The sequence below is a fragment of the Nonomuraea sp. NPDC052129 genome (assembly GCF_040680095.1).
In the GTDB taxonomy this organism is placed as follows: Bacteria; Actinomycetota; Actinomycetes; order Streptosporangiales; family Streptosporangiaceae; genus Nonomuraea.
The window spans coordinates 14,040-39,875 of record NZ_JBFAVX010000055.1 but is presented as its reverse complement, the minus strand read 5'-3'; the positions used below and the strand labels follow the sequence as shown (position 1 = coordinate 39,875).

Below are 25,836 nucleotides of genomic sequence, written 5' to 3'. Positions count from 1 at the left end.
AGCTCAGCTCACCGCCAGACATCGTTGGCAAGCGCCGGTCAGGCGACGACCGCGAGGAGAGCCGTCATGGCGGCGGTGAGCTCGGGGTCGCCGTTTTGCCGGGAGCGGTCGCGGGCCCGCTCGACGGTGATGCCCCGGGTGGCGAGTCGCCAGAAGGTGTCCTGATCCATCGTGACGCGGGCCTTCGGCTCGGGCCCCGGTGCCGTCATGCGCCACCGGCCCTCCTGCCAGGCCGCGCTCCACCGTCCGCCCACGGCCCCGAGCACCTCCAATTCGGCCACCGTCCCCTCAGGCCGGTCATGCTCCCGCAGGCTCTGCGGCAGCGCGCGCGCGAAAACGTCCAGCACCGGGGCCATGAGTGCGGGCTCGGCGGCCCCCGGCCGGGCGACGGCGTCGCGGATCTGCTGCTGATGCACCCAGAACTCGGTGTATTCGCGCCCGATGTCCAGCCAGGCGGGACTGGCGACGTCCGTGGCGGCCCACGACACGTTCAGGTCGGCGGGCGCCTCAAGCTCACGGGAGGCCCAGAGTGCGTCGAGCCGATCCCCGAGGTGCTCCAGCAGCTCGATCAGCAGCTCAGGACTGATCTGGCGCGTCGCCTGGACGAACTCGCCGTTGACCCTCGCCAGATAGCCAGGCAGCGACTCACCGTCGGCGAAGCGCGCCCCCGCATGCCCGTCGCGGCTTCCTGAGATACGCCGCAGATAGTCGTTGAGGACATGACCTGCGATGTCGTGCACGTCCCACCCCGGGCAGACCGTCGGCTTGGCCCAGTCCTGCGGGCTCAGGTCGCGCAGAAGTTCGAGCAGGGCACGCCGCTCGCCTGGAAACAGCGGGCGCACATCGATCACCGAACCAAAAATCATCATGCGACCCGAGCCTAACGGAGACGGCATCTGCGGACTCACGGCGTCACCGTGACCCCCGAGCCTCCAGCGCTGCGGGCCTCACTGGCCCAAGCACTCGGCGCTCGGGCCGCACAGGCCCGAGCGCCGAGTCAGAATGAGGCGGAAGCGGCTGCGTCGCCGGATCTCAGAGCCGCCTCGACGATGCAGAGCGCCTCACTCTCGTCGATGCCGACGCTCGCCACGACGGCCGCGTAGTCGGCGGCGGCCTGGCGGGCTCGTTCGCGGGCCTCCTCCCCCGCCGCCGATACGAACGATCCCGCCCGCCCCCGGGTCTCGATCAGTCCGGCCTCCTCAAGCTCCCGGTAAGCCCGGCCGACCGTGTTGACGGCCAGGCCGAGGTCGGCCGCGAGCCGGCGGATGGTCGGCAGCCGGGAGCCCACGGCCAGCGTACGGTCGTGGATCTGCCGGGCGAGCTGGGCCCGCAGCTGCTCGAACGGCGGCACCGGCGAGCCCGCGTCGATGACGATCATTCGACGCCGACCACGTGCCGCGCTGTGTCCGCGCACGACGGCGTCCTGGCATGGGCGGCGATGATGGCGGCCAGACCCAGCACCATGAAGCCGAGGGAGGCGGCGGTCCACCAGCCGGGCGCGGACCCGGACAGCAACACCACCGGCAACCCCAACAGCACGCTCGGCGCGTTGCTGTCGCGCGCGTCCTCGATGCGCATGATGACGTCGGCCGTCAGCGACACCTCGTCCTCGGCCACGACCGGCCGGGCCAGCAGCTCGCGCAGCTGCAGAGCCACGCCGAGGCCGGCCCCGGCCACGGCGACCAGCAGCACGACACCCATGTACCGCACTCTGCCCTCATCGACGGCCAGTGCGCTCACCCCCAGCGCGAACGCACCGGCGAAGATGCCGGCCACCAGGACGGCGTACCTCCTTCCAAGGAGGGTCCGCCAGCCGAGCTGCACCGGATGGGCCACCCGCCGCGCCAGCGCGGCCCCGGCCTGCCGGTCGACACGCCGTACCCGGGCGTCAAGCAGCATCCGGGCCAGCACCAGCCCGATGATCGACACGCTCAGGGCCAGCACCAGCGTCGGCCGCGCCGGCCAGAGCCCGCCGGATGCGGCAGTGGCCATCAGGTCAGTGGCCTGTGCCAGCGCGGCCGCGATATACAGCGCGGCCAGCAGGACACTGCCTAGGAGCCGCGCCCGCCGCCGTACCGCCAGTCGTGTGGTCAGCAACGGTGTCGGTGGACCGTCGCCGAGGCCGTGCTGCCGCAGCCAGGCCTCCGTGCATCGGACCTCCGCCGGCCGCGGGTCGGCGCTCGGCATGGAACTGTTCGCCATACCGTCTCCTTTGTCGCAAGGTTTGTATCAACATGTTGCGCCATAGCTTGCGACAAAGTCAACAGGGTCGACGGCGCTCGAGATTTTGTTGCCTTCAGGTGCGGAGGCAAGGCCCTGGGTGTACGGATCAGCACGCAGCGCGCTGGCCGACCACCGCCGCCGCGCGCTTCGGCACCAGCGGCTTGACCACCGAGTTCAGCCTCGTCTCCGTCGATGACGGCGGGTACCAGCTCAAGCCGCCGGCGGCGGACCAGGTCGGCGCCAACTGGATCGTCTACAACGTCGCGTCGGTACGCCCCGGCGTGGTCCGGCCGCAGGTCACCGCCGAGCGCGAGCCCGCCCTCGAATACGAGCGGTACGGAGCAGGGTCGAGCGGCCCACCGACCGGGGGCCGCTCGGTCGCCTGACCCGGTGCGCCAGTCCGTCTCGCCCCGCTTCGACCACCCGTTCCCGCGAAGCGTTCCTGGAGTTCGAGGGCGCCGTGCCGAGCTCGAACCAATCCCATGAATCTCCCGCGCGAAGTTTGACAAATTCGCCGCTACATGTTCTCCTGATTTGCCTTCAGAGCGCCTTAATTTAATTTGTCAAATCAGCTCGATAAAGGCTTGGGCATGCGAAATGAAGGGCTAGCGTAAATGCATGGAATTTCGTCGTCTCGGCCGTAGCGGCCTCTCTGTCAGCGCGATCTCCTATGGGCACTGGCTCGCACACGACACCCCGGACCAGGAAGAACGTGCGCGGGCGTGCGTCGCGGCCGCGCTGGACGCGGGCATCACCACGTTCATCACCGCGGACGCGTACGCGAACACCGCGGCCGAGTCGGTGCTCGGCCGCGCGCTGAAAGGACAGCGGCGGGAAAACCTGGAGATATCCACGAAGGTGTTCTGGCCCACTGGGCCGGGCGGGCCCAATGACAAAGGTCTTGGCCGCAAGCACGTCATGGAGTCGGCACGCGCGTCGCTGCGGCGGCTGGGCACCGATTATCTGGATGTGTACCAGGCGCATCGATTTGACCGCACGGTGCCGCTGGAGGAGACCATGCTGGCGTTCGCCGACCTGGTCCGGCAGGGCCATGTGCTCTATGTCGGCGTCTCCGAATGGACGGCCGAGCAGATCACGAGGGGCGCCGCGCTCGCCCGGGAGCTGCACGTGCCGTTGGTCTCCAACGAGGCGCAGTACAGCGCGTTGTGGCGGGTGATCGAGGCCGAGGTCATGCCGGCGTGCGAACGAGAAGGGCTCAGTCAGCTCGCCTGGTCCCCCATCGCGCAGGGCGTACTGACGGGCAAGTATCGGCCGGGGCAGCCGTCGCCCGCCGGGTCGCGCGGCGCGGACCTGAGCGGTGCGGGCGGTTTCATCCAGCCCTTTCTGCGTGAGGACGTGCTGGTACGGGTGCGGCGGCTGCGTCCCCTGGCCGATGAGGCCGAGCTGTCCCTGGGGCAGCTCGCGCTGGCCTGGGTGTTGCGGAGCCCCAATGTGGCTTCGGCGATCATCGGGGCGTCGCGGCCCGAGCAGGTGAGGGAGAACGTCAAAGCGGCCGGGGTCCGGCTCGACGCCGATCTTCTGGGGCGCATCGATCAGGTGCTCGACGGCGTCGTCGAAACGAGCCCGGCGCTGACGACGAGCCCGTAACGGGATGACAGGTCGCGGCCTGGGGCGGAGTACGTCAGCGTGACCTGCTCGCCTTGACGTACTCGGTGCCAAGGACGTTCAGAAGAGCCAGGGCTTCGGCGCCAGGGGATCCTGAGGGCGCGCTGTAGAGCACGAGGTGCTGGTCGCGGTCCGTGAGCGTGAGCGAGTCGCAGTCAACGGTGATCTCCCCGACGACCGGGTGCCTGAACGTCTTCGTGAGCGTTGGCGCGGCCTGCACGTCGTGCCGCTCCCAGAGCCGGGCGAACTCGGGGCTGGCGTCGCGGAGCTCGTCGACGAGCTCGGTCACCGCGGGGTCGGACGGGTAGCGGGCAAGAGTGGATCGCAGCCCCATGACGACCTGGTGCCGGAACTCCGCGGCGTCGGAGACCCCGTACAGGGTCGCATCGGCGCGCGTAGGGCCGAGGAATGCCCGGCGCGCGAGATTGCGGTCCCGCGGGGCGAGCTCGGCGAAGTCCTCCATGAGCGCGGCCGCGAGGTCGTTCCACGCGAGCACCTCGAACGTGGCCGAAATCACGAAAGCGGCCGTCTGCGGCAGCCGCTCAAGGAGCGCGAGGATGCTCGGGCGTACGTCGCGCCGGTGCAGTCCGGTACGGCTCGGCGAGGTCCCCGCGAGGACATGGAGGTGGTCGGACTCGGCGTCCGTGAGCCGCAGCGCGTCCGCGATCCCGGCGAGGACCTCGCCCGACGGTCGAGGTGCCCGGCCCTGCTCGAGCCGGACGTAGTACTCCGTGGAGATGTGCGCGAGGACCGCGACCTCCTCGCGGCGAAGTCCCGGTGTCCGGCGTCGCGGGCCCGAGGACAGGCCGATGTCCTGCGGCCGGAGCCGCTCGCGCCGGCTGCGCAGGAACGCCCCGAGCTCCTGTTTGTCCATATCCCCAGTGTGCACGCTGCGCGGCGATCGATCCTGGTACCGTCTGTGCCTGCATCCGGCCTGGTAGCCGGCCTGACACTGTCGTCATGACGAACACCACTGACATCGCACCCATCGGCCTGCTCACCGGCAAGGTCGTGTTCATCACCGGCGCCAGCCGGGGCATCGGGGCGGCCGCGGCCCGGCTCTTCGCCTCTGAGGGGGCCGCCGTCGTACTCGCCGCCCGCGGCACCGACGCCCTGCGGCAAATCGTCACCGAGATCCGCGCCGACGGCGGCGTCGCCGACGCCGTCACCCTGGACCTCGCCGACCGTACGAGCATCCGCGCGGCGGTCGACCGTGTCGAGGAGCTGCACGGACGGCTCGACGGCGCGTTCAACAACGGCGCGGCGATCCAGCGGCCCGGTCCGCTCGACACCACGAGCGATGAGGACATAGAGCGGCAGTTCGCGGTGAACTTCCGGGCGCACTGGACCGCCATGACGGCTGAGGCCGCACTCATGCGACGCGACGGTGGCGGGGCGATCGTCAACACCTCGAGCATCGGCAGCCGCCGCGCGAACCCCGTACTCCCCGCGTACGGCGCCATGAAGCGCGCGCTCAACAGCATCACCGAGACCGCCGCGGTGAGCTGGGCCCGTGATGGCATCCGGGTGAACGGCATCACCCCCGGCGGCACCGCCACGAAGATGATCGACGATTGGGAGGCGGCGACCCCCGGCATCATCGAGCAAGCGACGGCATCGATCCCGCTCGGACGGATGGCCGAGCCCCACGAAGTCGCCGAGGTGGCGGCGTGGCTGCTCAGCGACCGGGCATCGATGGTGACCGGCGCCATCGTGCCGGTGGATGGCGGCGCCGGCGCATGCTAAAAAGGGGAGTTCGCCCGTGATCTAGGAAAGGGGCGTCCGTGGGGATCGGATCCGTGAAGCGGCCTGAACGTGTTGCGATCATCGGAGTGGGCATCCTCGGAGCCAGCGTGGGCTGGAACCTGTCCCGGCACGGCGCCAAGGTGGTCTTCATCGACGCGGGCCAGCCGGGCGAAGGCGTCACCAACTGGTCTTTCTCGTGGGTCAATGCCAGCAACAAGACCGTGCGCAGGTCCTACTTCGACCTGAACGTCGCGGGCATGGCCGCCTACCGTGAGCTTGCCGAGACCATCGGGCCGGACTCATGGTGGTATCCCAGCGGCCACCTGCGCTGGACAGACGATCCCGCGGCGGAGGCGAAGCTCCTGGAAACAGTCGGGCTGCTGGCCGACTGGGACTACCGGATCGAGGTGTGCACGGGGGCCGAGGTGCGCCGCCGCCTCGAACCCGCTCTCACGATGCCCGACGAGGCTCCCGTCGTGTTCTATCCCGACGAAGCCTGGGTGCACGGACGTCATCTCGTCGGCCGCCTGGTCGGCCAGGCCGTCGCGGCCGGCGCCGAGCACCGGTTCGGCACCACGGTCAGTGACATCGACACCGGTGCCGACGGGAGCATCCGGACAGTCGCTCTCTCCGATGGGAGCCGTCTCGACGTCGACATCGTCGTGAACGCGGCGGGCCCCAGCGCCTCCCACGTCGCCGGGCTCATCGCCCGGCACTTGCCGATGCGCCGGGAACCCGGCGTCGTCACCCGGATCGGCTGTGCTCAGGTCCCGATCCACCGGGCCATGCACGCGCCGCACATCGAGATCCGTCCTGACGGAGACGCTTCGATGGTCCTCCACAGCCGCGAGATCGACGCACTCATCGACACAGTCGAGGATCCGGCGGAACTCGCGCGGCTGCTCCACGAATCGGCGCGGCAGGTCGTTCCCGAGCTCGGCGATTCCCGCATCGTACAGACACGGGTATCCAACCGGCCCATCCCAGCCGACGGATTCCCTTCGGTGGGCGCGGTGCCGTCTGTGCCCGGCTACTACGAGGCCGTTTCCCACAGTGGCATCACGCTCGGGCCGGTAATCGGCCGGCTGCTCGCTTCGGAGATCGTCGGTGGGGAGAGAGATGAGATGCTCGCGGACTTCCGTCCGGAGCGGTTCTCCGCGTGACAGGCCGGGCAAGTCTTGATAGTCCGGACAACGACGCACTCCAAGTCGTCTCCGAGCTGGTGACGAACGCCTGTGTGCACGTGCCGCAAGGCCGGCAGCGCGACTGGCTCAAACTACGGATGGGCTTCGGGAACCGCTTCATCCGTCTGGAGGTGATTGACCCCGGCGCCCCGGCCCCAGAGCCACGATTCATCCCTGGCCAGTCTCCGCATGTCGAGGCCGAGTCGGGCCGCGGCCTCGACATCGTAAGCAGGCTCTCTGTGCGGTGCGGCACGTAGTCACTCCGCTCGGCCGCCGCGTTGTGTGGTGCGACCTAGAGATCCCCCGTTCCCTGCCCGACCAGGAGCCCAGATGACTAGCGCTTGTTGCCGGTGATCTCGAACAACTGGACGCCAAGTTAGAGCGCCAACCTTGATGCTCGTGACCAGCCGAGTGCCATCGCCGCGGCTGATCACGCTCCCCCAGCCCCACCGCTGAGCAGCGGCAAAGGAGACAGGCCGCCAAGTGTCTCTTGAAGTGGGCCTCGGGGGCGGCCTTCGTCGTTGAATCCGGTAGCGACGAAGCCGCAACAAGCTCTCGCCTTGGTTGGTTGAGAACTGCCCCCTATCTCCCAGCCAGGGCATCCCCTCACCTGCGGACATCCGTCCCTGGCGTTCGCGGATGAGGTCGCCCCCGGTTGGACGCACCCTCCAACCGGGGGCCTTCACTTCCACCAACAGGGCCGAACGGCCGAGAAACTACACCGCTCTGCGGGACGTCATCCGACTCAGCGAGTGGCGCTAGTACGGCACGCGGGGCGTGTGAGTGCCTGCGGCACAGCTCGATGAGCGCAGCGACCGCCCGAACCAGCTGGGCAAGGACCCTGCTGTCCGATGACTGACGGCAGCCGGTGGCAGCAAGTATGCCGAACGCCCTGAAGTGGACGTCCACCTTGTCCCGCTCCAACCAGCTGACCCGGCGAAGCGTTCTTGGAAGGCGGTCCGAGCGCAGCGAGGCCCTTCAGGGGGCGGGCGTCAGCCCGCCTGGGAGGACGTCCGGAGCGAAGCGGAGGGCCTTTGTGGGCGGGCGGGCAGCAAACGGCCAACCACCGAATCGGGTAAGGGGTGGGAGAAAGAGGCTAGGCCGAGTCGCGGACGATCAGGCTGGTGGGGAGGGCTATCGAGTCGACCTGGTCGGCTCCGTCGATCAGGGCCAGCAGTAGGCGTACCGTCTCCTGAGCCACGTCCCTCAGCGGTTGCCGGATCGTGGTCAGCGGTGGATGGGTGGAGATCGCCACCGATGAGTCGTCGAAGCCGCCTACCGCCACGTCCTCCGGCACGCGCCGGCCCGCCGCCCGCAGCGTGTGCAGGGCCCCCGAGGCCATCACGTCCGAGGCGGCGAAGACCGCGTCCAGGTCTGGTACGCGTTCCAGGAGGCGGCCCATGGCGGTCTCACCGCTGGCGTGGGTCCAGTCGCCGTGTTCGATCAGCTTTTTGGACGCCTTGCGGCCGAGGACGTCGGCGAAGCCTTCGAGGCGCTGGATGCCGCCCGGCGTGTCCATCGGGCCGGTGATCATCGCGATCTTCTTGCGGCCCCGTGAGACCAGGTATTCGGCCATCTGGCGGGCGCCGCCCCGTTCGTCGCAGGCCGCGTACGGGATCACCGTCTCCCTGCCGATGACCGCGCCGCAGGAGACCACCGGGATGCCGGCGCCGTGGAGCGTGTCGACCAGGGGGTCGCCGGCGTGGGTGGACAGGAGGAAGACGCCGTCGGCGTGGCCGCCCCGTACGTAGCGGAGGACCTGTTCGCGTTCCCTGTCGTCGCCGGCGATCATCATGACCAGCGAGAGGTCGCGTTCGCCGAGGCGGCGGATCGCGGTGCGGATGGTGGTGGTGTAGTTGGGGTCCTCGAAGGGGGGTTCGGACAGGACCATGACGACCGATCCGGCGCGCTGTCTGACCAGGTTGCGGGCGTTGCGGTTGACGACGTAGCCGGTCTCGGCGATGGCGCGTTCGATGGCGATCCGGGCCGCGGGGCTCACATAACGGTCGCCGTTCAGGACCCGCGAGACGGTGCCGCGTGAGATCCCGGCCGCCGCGGCCACGTCATGGATGGTCGGCCTTTTCACGCGTTCAGCATCTCACGGTCCACCGCTGAAGCATTGTGAACGTGCACACACCTTTTGGGCCGTTTAACGACACCGTAACGAAGGGTTGACAGCGAAGATGGCCGGACACACGCTGTGAACGTTCACAGACCCTCCAGGACGCTGACTCCCCCAGGTCGAGGTACCCATGCACATGAACAGGCTTGCCGCTGTCGCCGCGGCCGTCACCCTCGTGGCCGGCTGCTCCGGTGGCGGTGCTCAGCAGAGCGCCGCCCCATCGAGCTCCACCACGCAGAAGGCCCAGAAGGTCGCCCTGACCTACTGGAACTGGGTGCCCGGCATGGACAAGGTCGTCGCGGTCTGGAACAAGGCGCATCCCGACATCCAGGTCACCTCCAGCACCCAGGCGGGCGGGGACGACTCGGCCACCAAGTTCCTCACCGCCGCCAAGGCCGGGAACCCGCCCGATCTGGTCCAGGCGGAGTACCAGGCGCTGCCGTCGTTCGTGGCGGCCGAGGCGGTGGCGGACATCAAGACGGCGGCGGATCCGGTGAGGGCGCAGTTCAGCGAGGGCATCTGGGGGCTGGTCACGCTCGGCACCGACGCGGTCTACGGCATCCCGCAGGACAGCGGCCCGATGCTGCTCTACTACCGCGAAGACCTGTTCAAGAAGTACGGCATAGCCGTACCGAAGACCTGGCAGGAGTACGCCGACGCGGCCAGGACCGTGCACGCGAAGGACCCGAAGGTGTACCTCGGCACGTTCTCCAGCAAGGACCCGGGCTCCTTCGCGGGCCTGGCCCAGCAGGCGGGCGGGCAGTGGTGGTCGATCAGCGGCGAAGCGTGGAAGGTCGCCATCAACGACGAGCCCAGCAAGAAGCTCGCCGACTACTGGGGCGGCCTGGTCAAAGAGGGCGTCATTGACAACATGCCCTACTTCACCCCCGAGTGGAACAAGGCCCTGAACGACGGCAAGCTCCTGACCTGGCCGTCGGCCATCTGGGCGCCCGGACCCCTGTCGAGCAACGCGCCCAAGTCCAAGGGCAAGTGGGCGATCGCGCAGCTGCCGCAGTGGAACGCCGGCGAGAACTTCAGCGGCTTCTGGGGCGGCTCGGCCGTCTCCGTCTCGGCGGGTTCCAAGAACAAGGAGGCCGCGGCCACCTTCGCCACGTGGCTCAACAGCGACCCTGAAGCGCTCGCCCTGCTGGTGAAGGAGGGCGCCGTCTATCCCGCCGCGACCAAGGGCGCCGACCTGCTCTCCGAGCCGCCCGCGTACTTCTCGAACATCCCCGACTTCTGGAAGCAGGCGGCCGGGTTCGGCGCGGGAGCGCGCGGCTTCACCTTCGGCCCGAACGTCAACGTGGCCTACAACGCCTTCAAGGACGCCTTCGACAAGGCCGCGCTGAACAAGACCTCCTTCAGCGGCGCCCTCCAGAGCGTCCAGGACGCCACGGTCGCGGACATGACCAAGTCCGGCTTCAAGCTCGCCCAATGATCACAAGGAAAAGCTGGGCGCCGTACCTGTTCCTGACCCCGGCCGTCACCCTGTTCGCCCTGTTCCTGGCCCTGCCGATCGGCTACACCGGCTACCTCAGCCTGCGCCGGACCAAGGTGTCGGGGCTCGGGCTCGGCAAGGGGTCGAAGCGGGAGATCTTCGTGGGGCTCGACAACTACGCCGCCGCCATCGGCGACGGCGAGTTGTGGACCGGCTGGCTGCGGGTGCTCGGCTACGGGATGCTGGTCCTGGTCGTGATGCTGGGGCTGGCGCTGGTGTTCGCGCTGATGCTGGACGCGGCCAGGGTACGGCTGGCGCGCTTCTCCCGGATCGCGATCTTCCTGCCCTTCGCGGTGCCGGGCGTGGCCGCCAGCCTGATGTGGGGCTTCCTCTATCTGCCGAGCGTCAGCCCGATCAGCGAGCTGTTCGGGGTCGCGCCGCTGAGCCAGAGCGCGATCGTGTACTCGATGGCCAATGTGGCGGTCTGGGGCGGTACGGGCTTCAACATGCTGGTGCTCTACACGAACCTGCGGGCCGTGCCCCAGGACCTCTACCAGGCGGCGCGCATCGACGGCGCGTCCGAGCTGCAGATCGCGCTGCGGGTCAAGATCCCGATCCTGGCTCCGGCGATCATCCTGGTCACCGTCTTCTCGGTCATCGCCACGATCCAGGTGTTCACCGAGCCCACCGCGCTCCGTCCGCTCACGAACACGATCAGCTCGACCTGGAGCCCCTTGATGAAGATCTACCGGGACGCCTTCGTGACCGGCGACCTGTATTCGGCGGCGGCGACGGCCGTGGTGATCGCCGGGATCTCGCTGGCGCTGTCGTTCGGGTTCCTGCGCGTGGTGAAGAACCGCGCGTTCGGGGAGACGTGATGGCCCGCTCCGCTTCTACGTACGGGCTGGTCCCGACCGGGGTTCTGCTGGTCGGCGCGGTGTACTGCCTGTTCCCGGTGAGCTGGGTGGTGATCGCCGCCACGAAGACGTCCGGCGAGCTGTTCTCGACCTCGACGTTCTCGCCCGGCACCGGGTTCTTCCAGAACCTGGCCGATCTCGCCGCCTATCGGGAGGGGGTGTTCTGGCTGTGGATGCTCAACACCCTGCTGTACGCGGGGGGCGGGGCGCTGCTGTCGACCGCCGTGTCCGCGGTGTCGGGCTACACGCTGGCCAAATACCGCTTCGCCGGCCGGAATCTGATCTTCAACATCCTGATCGGCGGCATCCTGGTGCCCGCGGTGGTGCTGGCGATCCCGCAGTATCTTCTGTTCGCCAAGGTCGGGCTGGCGGACACGTACTGGTCGGTTCTGCTGCCGCAGATCCTGCATCCGTACAGCATCTATCTGGCCCGCGTGTACGCCGGCGCGGCCATCCCCGACTCGCTGCTCGAAGCCGGGCGCATCGACGGGGCCTCGCACTGGACGCTGCTGACCCGAGTGGTGTTGCCGCTGATGGGGCCGGGGATGGTGACCATCTTCCTGTTCCAGTTCGTGGCGATCTGGAATAACTTCTTGCTGCCGTTCATCATGCTCGGCGACGACGGCAAGTTTCCGCTGACGGTCGGGCTCTACACGATGCTGGCCGCCGGGGCCAACCATCCGAGTCTGTACAACCTCATTCTCATCGGAACGTTCCTGGCGCTGATCCCGCTGATCGCGCTCTTCCTCACGATGCAGCGGTTCTGGCGTACGGACCTCAGCAGCGGCGCCGTCAAGGCTTGAAAACAGAGTTAAAAGGGGGACCTATATGCCCGAGGGCATCGCGTTCGGCGGGGACTACAACCCGGAGCAGTGGCCGCTGGAGGTGCAGGAGGAGGACGTACGGCTGATGCGGCAGGCCGGGGTGAACCTGGTCAGCCTGGGCATCTTCGCGTGGGTGCTGATGGAGCCGGCCGAGGGCGTCTACGAGTTCGGCTGGCTCGACACCATCATCGACCGCCTGCACCGCGCGGACATCTCGGTGAACCTGGGCACCCCAACCACGGTGCCGCCCGCCTGGTTTTCCAGAAAGTACCCCGACGCCTCCCCCATGACCCGCGAGGGCGTGCGCGTCGGCGCGGGCGCCCGCGAGACCGCCTGCTCCAGCCACCCGGCCTTCCGCGCGGCCAGCGCGCGGCTGGCCGAGCGGCTGGTGGAGCGCTACGGCGAGCATCCGGCCGTGGTGATGTGGCATGTGCACAACGAGTACGGGGCGCCGCTCGGCGAGTGCTACTGCGGGTCGAGCGTGGCCGCCTGGCGTGAATGGCTTCGGCACCGGCACGAGAGCCTGGACGCGCTCAACGCCGCCTGGGGCACCGCCTTCTGGGGTCAGCACTACGGCGAATGGGACGAGATCGATGCGCCGCGGTGGAGTCATACCGTGGTCAACCCGGCGCAGCGCCTCGACTACGCCCGATTCGCCAACGAGGAGCACCTGTCCCACTACCGGCTGCAGCGCGACATTCTGCGCCGCAGCGGCAAACCGGTCACCACGAACTTCGCGGGCACCGTCAACTGCAAGTCCATGGACCTGTGGCGCTGGGCCCCCGAGCTGGACGTCATCGCCAACGACCACTACCTGAACGGCGAGCAGCCCGACAACCACATCCAGCTCGCCATGTCGGCCGACCTGAGCCGCTCCCTGGCCGGCGGCGGGCCGTGGCTGCTCATGGAGCACTCGACGAGCGCGATCAGCTGGCAGCCGCGCGGCATCGCCAAGCGGCCCGGCGAGATGCGCCGCAACAGCCTCGCCCACGTCGCCAGGGGCTCGGACTCGGTGCTGTTCTTCCAGTGGCGGGCCTCGCGGTACGGCGCCGAGAAGTGGCACTCGGCGATGATCCCGCACGCGGGGACGGACTCGCAGATCTGGCGCGACGTCGTCTCGCTCGGCGCCGACGTGCGCCGGCTGGCCCCGGTCAAGGGCGAGCGGGTCACGAGCGAGGTGGCGATGGTCTGGGACTGGGAGTCGTACTGGGCGCTGGAGCTGGAGTGGCGGCCCTCGGGCGACCTGCGCTTCCGCGAACGGGTGGACGCCTTCTACGAGGCGCTCTGGCGGGAGCACGTCACGGTGGACTTCGTCCACCCTTCCGCCGATATTTCGGGATACAGGCTGGTTGTCGTGCCGAGCTCGTACCTGCTCGCCGAAGGCTCGGCCAAGAACCTGCAGCGCTACGTCGAGGCGGGCGGCCACCTGCTCGTGTCGTACTTCTCCGGCATCGTCGACGAGAACGACACCGTCCACGCGGGCGCCTACCCCGGCGCGCTGCGCGAGGTGCTCGGGCTGTCGGTCGAGGAGTTCCACCCGCTGCGCGAGCTGGAGACCGTGACGCTCACCGGCGGGGTCACCGGCCGGATCTGGTCCGAACGGGTCCGCCTCGAACGCGCGGTGGCCGTACGGCACTTCACCGACGGCCCCGACGCCGGGCATCCCGCCATGACCGCCAACGCGTTCGGCGGCGGCACGGCGAGCTACCTGGCCGCCGCGCTGGGCGGCGACGACCTGCTCGCCCTGCTGGGCGAGGTGCTCGACCACGCGGGCGTCTCCCGGCCGCGCGACCTGCCCGACACCCTGGAGCTGGTACGGCGCGGCGCCTGCGTCTTCCTCATAAACCACGGCGACGCGCCCGTCACAGTGCCCGGCCTGACCGGCACGGACCTGCTGACCGGCGGCCCCTTCACGGGCGAGGTCCCCGCGGGAGGGGTGGCAGTCGTGCGCTGAGGACCCTCGGCGCCGCACCACATCGCGTGGCGGGTCCTTCGGTGGCGATCGGGCGCTGAGGACCGTCCGCCGGGCGCGAGGTTGATCAAAGTCGGCCCCGCCGAGGTTGATCAGCATTAGAGTCCTGGCGTGATCGCCCCCTCCCCGTCCTTCAGCCGGACGACTTCGCCGAGCGGCCCGACCGTCGCGTTGGTCTCCGTCCTCGCCGTCGTCATCTGGCTGGCGGGCTTCGTCGCCTGGATGGCCGTGTCGCTCCTCGGGGACAAGGCATGCGAACTCGGCGCGCTGACCTATGACCAGACCGCGGAATGCGACGCGGCCAGCACGTGGGGCACGATCACCCTCTCGACCTGGCTGCTCGCGCCGATCGGCTGCGCGGTGCTGCTCGCCCTGCTCACGGCCATCCCCGAGCGGCACACGGGCGCTCGCCAGGCGGCCCTGTACGCCGTGCCGCTCGTGCCGCTGCTGGTGATCGCGGAAGCGGCGTTCGCGTACGCCCTGTGATCATCCCTCTCTTCTGGCTTTCGCCCGGCGCTTGCCCTCGTGCATCGCCTGGACGCGGGCGATCGGGATCGTGTGCCCCTCCTCGACCAGGTCCGCGGGCAGTCGCTGCGGCTCCGGCATGAGCTCCGCCCAGGGATCGCCGTCGGCGAGCAAGCGCGCGGCGGTGTGGACGGTGAAGTCGGACGGCACGACCCGGTCGAGGTCTTCCCACGCCAACGGGAAGGAGACCGGCGTACCCGGACGAATGCGCGGACTGTAGGCGGCCGCCACCGTCGCCCCGCCCGCGCGGGTGGAGTCGAGGAACACCTTGCCCTCGCGGTCCTCGCGGATGAACGCCGTGGTGGCGAGCGCCGGGTCGACGCGTTCGGCGCGCGCGGCCAGGGCTCGGGTGGCCGCGGCCAGGTCGTCCATCGCGGTCCCCGCCACCACGGGCACGAACACGTGCAGTCCCTTCGCCCCGCTGGTCTTCACCGCCCCAGCCAGCCCTGTGTCGTCGAGGGCCTGGCGTACCAGCCGGGCGGCCTGGACGACCTGCGGGAACGCGTCCCCTTCCGGCGGGTCGAGGTCGAGCACGAGGTGGGTGGGATGCTCGCCGCGGAACAACGCCGGGTGGTATTCGACCGCCCGCTGGTTGGCGAACCAGAGCAGGGTCCTGCGGTCGTCGCACAGGGCGTACGACACCTGCCGGTGCGACGCCTCGGCCCAGACGGAGACCGTACGGATCCAGTCGGGGGCGTACTTGGGCACGTTCTTCTGCATGAACGGCGCCTGGCCGGGCCGTACGCGGATCACCGACAGCGCGCGGTCCCGCAGGACCGGGATGATGCGGTCGCGTACCGCGTCCAGGTAGTCGACCAGATCCCGTTTGGTCGCGTTCGATCCGTCGAACAGCGGCTGGTCGAGATTGGTCAGCGACACTCCGTCCCGCGTCTCATCGCTGGTCACCCGGTTCACGATGCCGAGATACGGACGTGAGGTCAACTTCCCGCCCAACACGGGTGGGGCTGGTTTGCGGGGGAAACAACCCACCGCAAATGATTGACGTCCCGTAGCCCTTTCATTACCGTCCTAAGTTAAATATTGCCTGGGCGTAACGAACGGACGTGGCCATGAGCGATCTGAGCAGACGTGGATTCCTGCAGGTCGGTGTGGCAGCCGCCGGGGCGTTAGCCCTGGCGGGCTGCGCGGGCGGTGGCGGCGGATCGGGCGGGGCGGCCAGCATGCAGTTCGCCTGGTGGGGCAGCACCGCCAGGCACAACGCCACCCAGCAGGCCCTCGCGGCGTTCCGCAAGAAGCGGCCCGGCGTCCAGGTCAGGACGCAGTTCTCCGGCTGGGACGGCTACTGGGAGAAGCTGGCCACGCAGACCGCCGGCGGCAACGCCCCCGACGTGATCCAGATGGACTACTCCTACATCGGGGAGTACGCCCGGCGTGGCAGCCTGCTCGACCTGGGCCCGTACCTCGGCAAGGGCTTGGACCTGTCCGGCTTCGCGAAGGACGTCGTCGACGCCGGGAAGATCGGCGGCAAGCAGTACGGCGTCAACTTCGGCATCAACTCCATGGCCCTCATCTGGAACCGCACGCTGGCCAAGGAGATCGGCGTCGAGGTGCCCGAGACCTTCACCTGGCCGGAGTTCGGCGAACTGTCCAAGAAGATCGCCGAGAAGGCGCCCAAGGGCGTCTACGCCAGCGAGGACGGCGCCCAGGACGGCGGCGCGTTCGAGAACTGGCTGCTGGAGCGGGGCAAGATGTTCTTCACCGCCGACGGCAAGCTCGCCTACGACGAGAAGGACCTCACCGAGTGGTTCACGTTCTGGGACGGGCTGCGCAAGGCGGGCGCGGCGGCCCCGCCCGACGTGCAGGCCACGGCCGCGGGCGATGTGCAGAACAGCTTGGTCGCCACCCGTAAGGCGGTGATGGACTGGGCCTGGTCCAACCAGCTCACCGCCTACATGAGCGTCACCAAGGACGACATAGCGGTCCACGCCTTCCCCACCGGGGACAAGCCCGGCCAGTACTACAAGCCGTCGATGCTGCTGACGGTCAGCGCGGCCACCAAACGGCCGCAGGACGCCGTCGCGCTGGTCAACGCGCTGGTCAGTGACGTGGACGTGGCCACGCCGCTCGGCTCGGAACGCGGCGTACCGCCTTCGTCGGCGATCCGGGCAGCGCTGGAGCCGAAGGCGTCGCCGTCGGAGAAGCTCGTCTACGCCTACATCGAGTCGCTCTCCGACAAGGTCGGCCCCTTGCCGCCTCCGCAGCCGCTCGGCGCGGGCGAACTGCACAACAAGGTGCTCATGAACATCAACCAGCAGGTGGGCTTCGGGAAGCTGTCCATTGCCGAGGGGGTGTCCCGATTCTTCGACGAAGCGCGCCGCGTACTGAAATAACGGTCAAGAGGAGAGAAGGGCGGTCGGCGTACCTCTTCCTGTTGCCGTGGTTCGCGGGGCTGCTCCTGCTGACCGGCGGGCCGATCCTGGCCTCGCTGTTCCTCTCGTTCACCGACTTCGACCTGCTCACGTCGCCCTCGTGGGTGGGCCTGGACAACTACGCGCGGATCATGGACGATCCGCACTTCGGCAACGCGGTGCGGATCACGATGATCTACGTGGTCGCGTCGGTGCCGCTTTCTGGCGGGTTCGCCCTGCTCGTGGCGGTCCTGCTGAACCGGCCCATGCGCGGCGTGGGCGTGTATCGCGCGGCCTACTACCTGCCGTCGCTGCTGGGCGGCAGCGTGGCGGTCGCCATCCTGTGGCGGCAGATCTTCGGGCCGGACGGGCTGGTCAACGACGTGCTGTCGGCCTTCGGGATCGTCGGGCCGAGCTGGATCTCCACGCCTGAGTACGCCATCTACACCCTGGTGGCGCTGCACATCTGGCAGTTCGGCTCGCCCATGCTGATCTTCCTGGCCGGCCTCAAGCAGATCCCGGCCGAGCTGTACGACGCCGCGGCGGTCGACGGGGCCGGCAAGGTGCGGGCCTTCTTCCGGATCACGCTGCCCATGCTCAGCCCGATCATCTTCTTCAACCTGGTGCTGCAGACGGTCAACGCGTTCAAGGCGTTCACCCCGGCGTTCATCCTCAGCGGCGGGACGGGCGGCCCCGCGGACTCCACGCTCTTCTACACGCTCTACATCTACCAGGAGGGGTTCGGGAACTTCCGCATGGGCTACGCATCGGCCCTGGCCTGGATCCTGCTCCTCGTGACCGCGGTCTTCACCGCGGTGGCCTTCCGTTCGTCGAGGTACTGGGTGCACTATGCCGACTAGGTCACGCTGGGCCGTTCACGTGCTGATCGTCGTGGGCGCGCTGGCCATGCTCTACCCGTTGTTCTGGATGATCAGCTCGTCGTTCAAGCCCAACGACGAGATCTTCGCCGATCCCGGCTTGGTGCCCCAGACCGTCGTCACGGACAACTACACCGATGGCTGGAACGCGCTCGGCGTGCCGTTCACCGGCTTCTTCGCCAATTCGTTCATCGTGGCGACCGCGGCCGTCGTCGGCAACGTCATGTCGTGCTCGATGGCGGCCTACGCGTTCGCCAGGCTGTCATTCCGGTTCAAGGGAGTCTGGTTCGGCGTCATGCTCGGGTCGATCATGCTGCCGATCCACGTGCTGATCGTGCCGCAGTACACCCTGTTCAAAGCGCTGGGGTGGGTCGACACGTTCCTGCCGCTGATCGTGCCGAAGTTCCTGGCCGTGGACGGGTTCTTCGTCTTCCTGATGGTGCAGTTCATCCGGTCGCTGCCCAGGGAGCTCGACGACGCGGCCAGGATCGACGGCTGCGGGCCGATCCAGGTGTACTGGCGGATCATCCTGCCCCTGTCGAGCCCCGCGCTGATCACCACCGCGATCTTCACCTTCATCTGGACCTGGGACGACTTCTTCAGCCAGCTCGTCTACCTGAGCGACGTGTCGACCTACACGGTGCCGCTGGCGCTGCGGGCCTTCCTCGACTCCAGCAGCGGCTCCACATGGGGGCCCATGCTGGCCATGGCCGTGCTGTCGCTCGTACCGATCCTGGGCTTCTTCCTCATCTTCCAACGACGCATCACCGAGGGCATCTCCACGACCGGTCTCAAGGGCTGACGGGTGGCATGATGCGGGAATGGTGGTAGTTCCCGAACTTCCGGCAGGCGACAGACTCTTGCTTCGCCCGTGGCGGCTGGATGACGTCGTGGCGGTGCAGGAGGCTTCCGAGGACGCCTACATCCCCCTGGTCACCGGCGTGCCACCGAATTACTCGGCCGCCGAGGGCATCGCCTTCATCCAACGTCAGTGGAGTAAGGCCGCCGACGGGATCGGCTACTCTTTCGCGATCGCGAATGCCGGCGACAACCGGGCCGTGGGTCAGATCGGGTTGTGGCCGGGTCTTCATGGGCGGGCCTCGGTGGGTTACTGGGTGGCGAAGTCGGCCCGCGGCCAAGGCGTCGCGGGCACCGCCCTGCGGGCCATCTCGTCGTGGGGCTTGGAGCGGCTGCGGATTCCACGGCTGCAGTTGCACGTGGAGCCGTGGAACACGCCGTCCTGGAAGGCCGCAGAGGGAGCGGGGTTCCTCCGGGAGGGGCTCTTGCGCAGCTGGCAGGAGGTGGGCGGCGAACGTCGCGACATGTACCTGTACTCGAAGCTCATCGACGAGCACCTTCGCTAAGGGAGCTCGGCTTCGATGAGAAAGCGATGATCGCGAGCGGTGAAAGCGCCCTGGGAACAGATGCGCTCATGGAGCGCGCGTAGCCGCCGGTCATAACGGTTGAGGTCGAAGTCTCGGACCTGCCATGGGACCGCGCGCAACTGGAAGACGACAGCGCCGATGTCGTGAAAGACGTAGTCGACCATCTCCTCACGGGCGTCCAGCACGCGCAGCCCGGCGTGGCGGAGCCGATCGACCGCGACTTCCAAAGTCCAGCTCGCCGGATCGATCGGCGGCGGTGCGCCCAGGGCGTCATTCAGCTCCAGCCCATTACGGCTGCCTACTTGCTGGGTGAGCAGCCGTCCCTGCGGGACGAGAACGCGCGCGATCTCGGCGGCATTCAGCGCGCCGTGCCTGTTGAGCACCAGGTCGAAGGTGGCCTCGCGGACGGGAATCCGATCGGCGGCAGCGCCCAATACCGCCACCCGCGACGCTCTCAGCCGTTTGCCGGCGATGGGGATGTTGGGCGGCCAGCCCTCCATGGCGACCGTGTGCCGGGGAAGCGGAGACAGCGAAGCGAGCAGCTCACCTCCGCCGGTGTCCATGTCGAGCAGTCGCCGCGCCGTTGGAAGGAGCGACGAGGCTCGCTCGGCGTACACCCACGACGGTTGTCCACCGCTCGTGCGCCCGCCCAGCCAGCTGAAATCCCACCCGCTGAGGGATGCCTGTACGGCCTGCTCGACGAGCCGTTCATAGCTCGGTGGGCTATTCGAACCCGACGGAATCCTCAACGCGCAGGCTGGGTCGGATGCGGCTCGCTGGGCACCATGCCGGCCATGGCGTTGGTGATGACCCACCGTTCGTGATCCCGCCAGGCGCCGTCGATGAAGAGCAGCTCCGGTGAGCAACCCTCGCTGCGGAACCCGAGGCGTTGGACCAGCTTCAGGGAGGCCTGGTTGCCGGGTTGGATCTGGGCTTCCAGCCGGTGGAGGCGCAGCTCCTCGAACGCGTAACGCAGCACCAGGCGGAGCCCTTCGGACATGTACCCCTGACCGGCTGTGGGGGCGAAGGCCGCGTAGCCGAGGGAGGCGGTCTGGGCGCGCCCGCGGATGATGCTGTTGATGTTGATGTTGCCCGCCATGGCACCGGTGTCGCGCAAGCAGACCACCAGGCCTTCGGCCAGCAGCGGGTCGGCGAATTTTCCGAGAAAGGCGTGGAAATCCTGCGGCGTGGTGGGCAGGGACATGTACGGGCCGTACAGGTCGGCGCTGGCCCTGACCAGCTCGGTGAACTCGTCCTGATCATCGACGGTCATCCGGCGCAAGGTCACGCGACCGGAATCTCCCCCAAAACCGGTCAGGATGCTCTGATCGCTGCTTTCTACGCCATCGTTCTGAATCACAGCCCACAGGCTAGCTGATCGACTTCGGCCGGTTGAGTCCTCTCCCCGCGGCCGGCCGTAGGAAAACGAGTGGCCTCCAGCTGCCCATCGGCGCTTCACTTTGAGCTGTCTTTCAGAGGGAGTTCCATGATCGTTGTCTCGGCCGCGTCGGGTGCGCTCGGCCGCCTCGTCATTGACCGGCTGCGGACCCGGGCGGAGGTGGTGGCCGCGGTACGCGACACCGCTTCTACAGCGATGCGTTCATCCCGCGGATCTCCGGCGGAGAGCTGACCGGCAGCACCGGGGGCCGAGGACTGAACACCGCCTTTCGGTCCGATCTGGCCGAGGCAGCGGCCAACGTACTGACCGGCGAGGGACATCTGAGCCAGGCCTACAACTTCACCGGCCCTCTGTGGAGTCACCCGGAGGTGGCCGAGGCACTGGGCGTCAGTTATCGCGAAGTGCCGGACACCGCCCCTGGACCCATGAGCTGGCTCAACGCGCAGGTGAGAGCCGGCGCTCTGGAGAGGCAGACCCCCGACTTGGAACAGGTGCTCGGCAGGCCCGCCGAGACAATGGTCTCCCGCGTGCTGGCGCACATCTCGGCAGCAAGCACGGCGACGACGTCTATGGCGGGGTGAAGCTGAAGATGAGCCAGGAGGAGTTCGCGCGTTTCCGCGAGTTCATCGCCTTGGCCATCGCGGCCCGCGACCGTACGAGCACTCTGTGAGGTGTTCCTTCGGGAGAGGGAACACCCCCGCCAACCCCTAGGAGCCGAACTCGACCCAGCCGACCGGTGCCAGCAGCGCGACGATCGACAGCCGCGCCGGAACGTGCAGGAACTCATCGAAGGAGTCGTCCATCACAGGCGCCCGTTCTCCTGTCGCATGACCGCCTTGGCGACCCGGCGGGTCAGGGGTGTGGTCACCCAGAGCGAGCGCGGGCGGACGGCGGACCGGCGCCCTCCCGGTCGTCCTCCACCGGGACGGCACAGCCTGGAACCAGGTGAAATTGACCGTGAAGGACCACACAGCGCTGGTGGCCGTGCGTACCGACCCTGTCGGTGGCGTCTGGATCGCCGCGAATCCCAAGCAGGGCAAAGGAACGTCCGCGATCTACGAACTCCAATGACACCCGGCCGAGCGCCAGGTCATCAATTGCCTTGTCCGCCGCATGGGCCGACGGTTAGTCTCGAGCAGCCAATGATCCTTCGAGGAGCTGAGATGCCCGGTCAACCGAGCACGCGCTGACGTTCTAGGTCACTTCCCGACCTGTCACCGCGTGCTGCACTCCAACTGCGGCACAGCGCACCTTCCTGCCCAGATCCTGCGGGACGGGCACCTTTCTCAGCGACTCAAGGACCCCTGTGCCGTACGTTTCCCCTGCCGTGCTCGCATCCCCTGCCGTGCCGGCGTCCCCTGCTGTGCTCGCGCGCTCGCCCATGCGAGGCCGCCGATGACGGGACCCGCCCCGACTCCGCCCAGCGTGTGGCGAGACGGTGACTTCCGCCGGCTCTGGATCGGCCAGACCACTTCCCAACTGGGAGCTCAGGCCGCCCAGGTCATCCTGCCGCTCATCGCCGTCGTCGCGCTCAGCGCCGACACCGAGCAGGTCGGCGTCCTCCGCGCCGTCCAGCAGGCACCGATCCTGCTGCTCTCGCTCTTCGCCGGCGCCGGGGTGGACCGCCGACGCTCCCCCGAGGTGATGGTGCTGGCCGATGTCGGCCGTACCGTGGTGCTGGCCGTCGTCCCGGCTCTCTACCTCCTTGGCATGCTCGACATCCCGCTGCTCGTCCTGGTCGCCTTCCTCGTCGGTGCCCTCTCCGTGTACTTCGACGTGGCCTACCAGACCTCCCTCGTACGACTGGTGAGACGCGACCAGCTCGCCCAGGGCACCAGTGCGCTCGAAGCCAGCAGGTCCGCCGCGCAGATCGCCGGCCCCGCGATCGGCGGCGCGCTGGTGTCGCTCGTCACCGCGCCGATCGCCATCCTGGCGAGCGTCTTCTTCTTCACCCTGTCCGTCCTGTCGATCCGGCGGATCCGCCGTCCCGAGTCGATGCCAAGACCGGCCGCAGGGCAGTCGCGCGTGTGGCGGCAGATCCACGAGGGTCTGCGCCTCGTCGTCAACGACGCCTCATTGCGGGCGGTAGGGATCGCCTCGGCCCTCTTCCAGTTCTCCTTCGCCGCCGTGATGACCATCTACCTGCTCTTCTTGCCGCGTACGCTGCACCTGTCGGGCGCCGCCGTCGGGCTCGTACTGGCGGCGATGGGGCCGGGCGCGCTGGTGGGTTCCCTGCTGTCGGCCAGGTTGCCGAGGCGGTACGGGTACGGCGCCGTACTGGTGTCCGCCGCGGTGCTCGCCGATGGCGTGATGCTGTGCGTCCCCGCGCTGCGCGGCTCCTCCGCGGTCACGATCGGCGCGCTGATGGCGGTCAACTTCCTGTTCGGCGTCTTCAGCCAGGTGGTCGACGTCACCGTCGTGACAGTGCGCCAGGCCATCACCCCGATCCCGATCCAGGGGCGAGTCGTCGCGACACTCAACTTCGTCGGCATGGGCCTGACCCCGCTCGGGTCGCTTCTCGGCGGCTACCTGGCCGGCTCGCTGGGGCTGCGAACGAGCCTGCTGCTGACCGCCGTCGCTCTGGCCCTGTCTCCGGTGTTCATGGCTCTGTCTCCTCTCGCCCGTCTGGGGAGGCAGCTCCCTGATCCAGCGAACGGTCCCGGCTGATTCGCCTTCGACCATGGAAATCGATGCGTCCGCTCCGATAGAGCAGGTCGTACGGCAGCTTGAGGGGCTTGCCTAGTGCGGTGGCACAAACAAGGATCGCTGCCGTCTGGAGAGAATGGCGGGATGGCTCACATCGTTTTGCTGCATTCCGTGTACGGGCTGCGCGCCGTCGAACGCGCCGCCGCTGAGCGTTTTCGTGCCGCCGGCCACGAAGTGGTCACCGCCGATCTGTACGAAGGCCAGGTCGCCACGACGATCGACCATGGGTTCACCCTGATGAATCGGATCGGCTGGAAGGTCATCGTGGAGCGAGCCCGCGACGCAGTCCGGCAGATGCCCGCGAGCACAGTCCTCGCCGGCGTCTCGATGGGCGCCGGGGTGGTCGGGGAACTCCTGCCCGAGCGGCCCGACACGGCCGGTGTGCTGCTCCTGCACGGCATCACGGGGATTCCCGCGTCAGCGCGGCCCGACCTACCCGTGCAGTTGCACGTCGCCGATCCGGATGAGTTCGCGCCTCCCGCCGCTGTCGTCGCATGGGAGAAGGCCACCATGGACGCGGGGGCCGCCGTGGAGATCTTCACCTATCCGAGAGTCGGACACTTCTACACGGACGCGAGCCTGCGTGATCATGACGAAGGAGCGGCCGAGCTCACCTGGCAGCGAAGCTTGGCCTTCCTCCACCATCTGTGAGTCGCGAATGTCGTCGCGCTAGGTAGGCAACTGTTCCCTCAGCGTAAGCTAGAACGGCTCAGACCTCCATGCTTAGCTAAGCGTGCACTTTCTGCCACGAAACGTCACTCTTGCTATGGGAGGGCGCGTGTCCCAGAAGGACGATCCCGCCGTCGTGCTCAGCCACGAGGTGTCCGAGCCCACGAGTTTCCAGGGCACTCAGATCATCGAGCTGGATTTCCCCGCAGAGTACTTCGAGCCGCCACCCGAGCCGCCCGCTTGAGCCCTCGCGAGGGCGTGCATAGCCGCTTCAGCCCACACACGGCGCCCTTCTCCCTGACCTGCGTCGCGCGCGTAATGGCTGTTAACCTCCCATACTGCCAGCCACTGATTGATCGTTGACGACGCGTCTCCGGCCACGAGAGCAGTCTGTCAGGCGCAACACGCGGACATCGCCCGCCTGACGCTCCTATGCGTAAGGGGCGTTGCTCGGAGTTTCCTCATGAGGCGTGCTTGCTGATGGACAAGGCCAGGTAGGCCGCGCCAGCCGAGTTCAGGACGTTGATCCACCCAGGATGGGCGAGATAGGCATTGTCTGGAGCGGTAGGGCCGAGGTCATCGAGTATGTACAGGAGGGCATCGACCACGGTCTGTACGAGGTCGGCTTCTTGGTCATCGCTGAAGAGGTAGGGGATCAATGCGTGGGCCCCCATTTGGTCGATGAATGTGTCGTCGATCAACCAGTGCACGGCAGCGGTGAGGTCTGGCCATCCCCGCCCTGATCGCCAGTGGTGGTTTTGGAAGTCGTGGTCGCCTAAGACGCGTAGTGCCTCGAGAACGTCCTCACGTCGCTGCGGCCACTGAACCTGAGGTGTCACTGGATGTCCTTTTTCCCATCGGTATGGGCAAGGAAGGCACGGTGGGTGGTCGGGGCGATCGTGATCATCGCCGCGGGCCTGGGAGCTTTCAACGGAGCGGCCCGCTGGGAGGCTTTTAGCCTTTTGCCAGGCTGATGCGCCAACGTGTTGCGCCTGCCGCACAGATTGTGGCGCCACCGGCTGTTATAAGAACGAGCGCTGGAATCCTCACAAGGTTCCGAACGTCGTCGCATCCGGCAATCATGAATTCTTCGGAGTACATCCGAAGAGACTCATCGTGCGGCACTCTAACGAAAGCGGATCCGCATCTCTCTCCACTCGAGGTGACCGGAAGGATACCCGTGAGAACGCCGGAGCCGGCCATAAGTAATCCAGCGAATATCAGCGCTTTGACATTCATTCGGATGCTCCCCCTTTGTGTCGAGTGATCGCAATGAATCATGCCATGTCGCGATGCGCTTGGGTAGCGCAAGAGGGCTGTATATAGACCAGCGCCCGCCTGGGGGGATGTCTGCCAGTTGGCACCTTCGTGCGAGCGGCCCCAAGCCGAGCAGGGTGAGCCGCTCGGTTGAGCTGTTGACGCACAGCTAATGCGTTACCGGCAGAGGCATGCAGCCCGTTTCTACATTTGGGCCGCGCGATTCGATCAGCACTCGCTCGGGGCGTACGTCTCCGGTGAGGCAAACTCCGACTCGTACTTTGAGGCCAAAGACCACTCCAGGTGGTGGCGTAGGCTCCGTCCACAAAGACGGGATGTCAAATGCGTGAGCTCCTATCGAATCCGCTGGGTAGCCCAGCGCTTCAAAGGCAGCCTTTACTGAGTCTGGATCGAAGTCCTGCGCGGCCCGCAGTTTCTTCAGAGCTGGGCGTATTCGCTCGGCGGCGGCGTCGGCGATCCTCTGTTGGGAAGGTGTTAGGTCTGGGGGATACTTCCACGCGTTGTTCTCGGCTTGATGCGGTGCCACGTCTCCGCCGACGCGTGTCGATTCGTCGTAGGGGGTGGCGCGGCTGGGA

Annotated in this window: 28 protein-coding genes; 19 read left to right on the top strand and 9 right to left on the bottom strand. The window is 67.9% G+C overall.

Annotated features, from left to right (window positions below; all coding sequences use genetic code 11):
• Positions 1-38: 38 nt before the first annotated feature.
• From AB0L53_RS56855 to AB0L53_RS56845, 3 genes are all read right to left on the bottom strand, one after another.
• Positions 39-869 (bottom strand): maleylpyruvate isomerase family mycothiol-dependent enzyme, encoded by an 831-nt coding sequence (locus tag AB0L53_RS56855; RefSeq protein ID WP_364014673.1) that lies wholly within the window; start codon positions 867-869, stop codon positions 39-41.
• Between the two features lie 128 nt (positions 870-997).
• The gene (locus AB0L53_RS56850; RefSeq protein ID WP_358552180.1) at positions 998-1,378 is read right to left on the bottom strand and encodes a GntR family transcriptional regulator; all 381 of its coding nucleotides are present in this window, start codon (positions 1,376-1,378) and stop codon (positions 998-1,000) included.
• Entirely contained in the window at positions 1,375-2,202 is an 828-nt protein-coding gene (locus AB0L53_RS56845) for a hypothetical protein (RefSeq protein ID WP_364014669.1), read from the bottom strand. The genes AB0L53_RS56850 and AB0L53_RS56845 overlap by 4 nt, the downstream gene beginning before the upstream one ends.
• A 182-nt stretch (positions 2,203-2,384) precedes the next feature.
• Here AB0L53_RS56845 and AB0L53_RS56840 point away from each other — a divergent pair, with 182 nt between their 5' ends.
• Positions 2,385-2,609, top strand: coding sequence for a hypothetical protein (locus AB0L53_RS56840; protein ID WP_364014666.1), 225 nt, complete (start codon positions 2,385-2,387; stop codon positions 2,607-2,609).
• A gap of 232 nt (positions 2,610-2,841) precedes the next feature.
• Positions 2,842-3,831 carry an aldo/keto reductase family protein gene (locus AB0L53_RS56835; RefSeq protein WP_364014663.1) on the top strand — a complete coding sequence of 330 codons (990 nt, stop codon included), beginning with the start codon at positions 2,842-2,844 and terminating at the stop codon, positions 3,829-3,831.
• 34 nt (positions 3,832-3,865) lie between these two features.
• Here AB0L53_RS56835 and AB0L53_RS56830 read toward each other — a convergent pair whose 3' ends face one another.
• Positions 3,866-4,723: a helix-turn-helix transcriptional regulator gene (locus tag AB0L53_RS56830; RefSeq protein ID WP_364014660.1), complete on the bottom strand. Its 858-nt coding sequence runs from the start codon at positions 4,721-4,723 to the stop codon at positions 3,866-3,868.
• Positions 4,724-4,809: 86 nt separating this feature from the next.
• On the opposite strand from AB0L53_RS56830, the gene AB0L53_RS56825 reads away from it, so the two are divergent.
• From AB0L53_RS56825 to AB0L53_RS56815, 3 genes are read left to right on the top strand one after another with little or no spacing between them, the layout of a single operon-like run.
• The gene (locus AB0L53_RS56825; protein WP_364014657.1) at positions 4,810-5,595 is read left to right on the top strand and encodes an SDR family oxidoreductase; all 786 of its coding nucleotides are present in this window, start codon (positions 4,810-4,812) and stop codon (positions 5,593-5,595) included.
• A 38-nt stretch (positions 5,596-5,633) separates the two neighbouring features.
• Positions 5,634-6,758 (top strand): FAD-dependent oxidoreductase, encoded by a 1,125-nt coding sequence (locus AB0L53_RS56820; RefSeq protein ID WP_364014654.1) that lies wholly within the window; start codon positions 5,634-5,636, stop codon positions 6,756-6,758.
• Positions 6,755-7,036, top strand: a complete 282-nt coding sequence (locus AB0L53_RS56815; protein ID WP_364014651.1) for an ATP-binding protein — start codon at positions 6,755-6,757, stop codon at positions 7,034-7,036. The genes AB0L53_RS56820 and AB0L53_RS56815 overlap by 4 nt, the downstream gene beginning before the upstream one ends.
• 839 nt (positions 7,037-7,875) lie before the next feature.
• Here AB0L53_RS56815 and AB0L53_RS56810 read toward each other — a convergent pair.
• Positions 7,876-8,865: a LacI family DNA-binding transcriptional regulator gene (locus AB0L53_RS56810; protein ID WP_364014648.1), complete on the bottom strand. Its 990-nt coding sequence runs from the start codon at positions 8,863-8,865 to the stop codon at positions 7,876-7,878.
• A 172-nt stretch (positions 8,866-9,037) separates the two neighbouring features.
• Between AB0L53_RS56810 and AB0L53_RS56805 the strand changes: the two genes are divergently transcribed.
• The 5 genes from AB0L53_RS56805 to AB0L53_RS56785 all read left to right on the top strand — a co-directional run bounded on the left by AB0L53_RS56805 (position 9,038) and on the right by AB0L53_RS56785 (position 14,538).
• Positions 9,038-10,339, top strand: coding sequence for a sugar ABC transporter substrate-binding protein (locus AB0L53_RS56805; protein ID WP_364014645.1), 1,302 nt, complete (start codon positions 9,038-9,040; stop codon positions 10,337-10,339).
• Positions 10,336-11,217, top strand: coding sequence for a sugar ABC transporter permease (locus tag AB0L53_RS56800; protein ID WP_364014642.1), 882 nt, complete (start codon positions 10,336-10,338; stop codon positions 11,215-11,217). Before AB0L53_RS56805 ends, AB0L53_RS56800 begins: the two co-directional genes overlap by 4 nt.
• Positions 11,217-12,059, top strand: a complete 843-nt coding sequence (locus AB0L53_RS56795; RefSeq protein WP_364014639.1) for a carbohydrate ABC transporter permease — start codon at positions 11,217-11,219, stop codon at positions 12,057-12,059. The genes AB0L53_RS56800 and AB0L53_RS56795 overlap by 1 nt, the downstream gene beginning before the upstream one ends.
• Before the next feature lie 25 nt (positions 12,060-12,084).
• Entirely contained in the window at positions 12,085-14,034 is a 1,950-nt protein-coding gene (locus AB0L53_RS56790) for a beta-galactosidase (protein WP_364014636.1), read from the top strand.
• 129 nt (positions 14,035-14,163) lie between these two features.
• Entirely contained in the window at positions 14,164-14,538 is a 375-nt protein-coding gene (locus AB0L53_RS56785) for a hypothetical protein (protein ID WP_364014634.1), read from the top strand.
• On the opposite strand, the gene AB0L53_RS56780 is transcribed toward AB0L53_RS56785, so the two are convergent.
• Positions 14,539-15,483 (bottom strand): ATP-dependent DNA ligase, encoded by a 945-nt coding sequence (locus AB0L53_RS56780; RefSeq protein ID WP_364014631.1) that lies wholly within the window; start codon positions 15,481-15,483, stop codon positions 14,539-14,541.
• A 164-nt stretch (positions 15,484-15,647) separates the two neighbouring features.
• Here AB0L53_RS56780 and AB0L53_RS56775 point away from each other — a divergent pair, with 164 nt between their 5' ends.
• Genes AB0L53_RS56775 through AB0L53_RS56760 form a run of 4 tightly spaced genes read left to right on the top strand, consistent with a single transcriptional unit; the run spans position 15,648 to position 19,188 of the window.
• Positions 15,648-16,928, top strand: coding sequence for an extracellular solute-binding protein (locus AB0L53_RS56775; RefSeq protein WP_364014628.1), 1,281 nt, complete (start codon positions 15,648-15,650; stop codon positions 16,926-16,928).
• Positions 16,895-17,806 (top strand): sugar ABC transporter permease, encoded by a 912-nt coding sequence (locus AB0L53_RS56770; RefSeq protein ID WP_364014702.1) that lies wholly within the window; start codon positions 16,895-16,897, stop codon positions 17,804-17,806. Before AB0L53_RS56775 ends, AB0L53_RS56770 begins: the two co-directional genes overlap by 34 nt.
• Positions 17,796-18,626: a carbohydrate ABC transporter permease gene (locus AB0L53_RS56765; protein WP_364014625.1), complete on the top strand. Its 831-nt coding sequence runs from the start codon at positions 17,796-17,798 to the stop codon at positions 18,624-18,626. Before AB0L53_RS56770 ends, AB0L53_RS56765 begins: the two co-directional genes overlap by 11 nt.
• Positions 18,627-18,645: 19 nt before the next feature.
• Complete coding sequence (locus AB0L53_RS56760; protein WP_364014622.1) at positions 18,646-19,188, top strand: GNAT family protein; 543 nt, start codon at positions 18,646-18,648, stop codon at positions 19,186-19,188.
• Here the strand turns inward: AB0L53_RS56760 and AB0L53_RS56755 are convergent.
• On the bottom strand, positions 19,185-19,772 hold the full coding sequence (locus AB0L53_RS56755; protein WP_364014700.1) for a methyltransferase domain-containing protein: 588 nt from the start codon (positions 19,770-19,772) through the stop codon (positions 19,185-19,187). The genes AB0L53_RS56760 and AB0L53_RS56755 overlap by 4 nt on opposite strands.
• 182 nt (positions 19,773-19,954) lie before the next feature.
• Positions 19,955-20,497: a GNAT family N-acetyltransferase gene (locus AB0L53_RS56750; protein ID WP_364014619.1), complete on the bottom strand. Its 543-nt coding sequence runs from the start codon at positions 20,495-20,497 to the stop codon at positions 19,955-19,957.
• A gap of 198 nt (positions 20,498-20,695) precedes the next feature.
• On the opposite strand from AB0L53_RS56750, the gene AB0L53_RS56745 reads away from it, so the two are divergent.
• From AB0L53_RS56745 to AB0L53_RS56725, 5 genes are all read left to right on the top strand, one after another.
• Positions 20,696-20,839, top strand: a complete 144-nt coding sequence (locus AB0L53_RS56745) for a hypothetical protein (protein WP_364014616.1) — start codon at positions 20,696-20,698, stop codon at positions 20,837-20,839.
• Between the two features lie 137 nt (positions 20,840-20,976).
• Complete coding sequence (locus tag AB0L53_RS56740) at positions 20,977-21,189, top strand: hypothetical protein (RefSeq protein WP_364014613.1); 213 nt, start codon at positions 20,977-20,979, stop codon at positions 21,187-21,189.
• Between the two features lie 814 nt (positions 21,190-22,003).
• Complete coding sequence (locus AB0L53_RS56735) at positions 22,004-23,275, top strand: MFS transporter (RefSeq protein ID WP_364014610.1); 1,272 nt, start codon at positions 22,004-22,006, stop codon at positions 23,273-23,275.
• Between the two features lie 123 nt (positions 23,276-23,398).
• Positions 23,399-23,965 (top strand): dienelactone hydrolase family protein, encoded by a 567-nt coding sequence (locus tag AB0L53_RS56730; RefSeq protein WP_364014608.1) that lies wholly within the window; start codon positions 23,399-23,401, stop codon positions 23,963-23,965.
• A 127-nt stretch (positions 23,966-24,092) separates the two neighbouring features.
• Positions 24,093-24,227 (top strand): hypothetical protein, encoded by a 135-nt coding sequence (locus AB0L53_RS56725; RefSeq protein ID WP_364014605.1) that lies wholly within the window; start codon positions 24,093-24,095, stop codon positions 24,225-24,227.
• A 217-nt stretch (positions 24,228-24,444) separates the two neighbouring features.
• On the opposite strand, the gene AB0L53_RS56720 is transcribed toward AB0L53_RS56725, so the two are convergent.
• On the bottom strand, positions 24,445-24,684 hold the full coding sequence (locus AB0L53_RS56720) for a hypothetical protein (protein ID WP_364014603.1): 240 nt from the start codon (positions 24,682-24,684) through the stop codon (positions 24,445-24,447).
• Between the last annotated feature and the right edge of the window lie 1,152 nt (positions 24,685-25,836).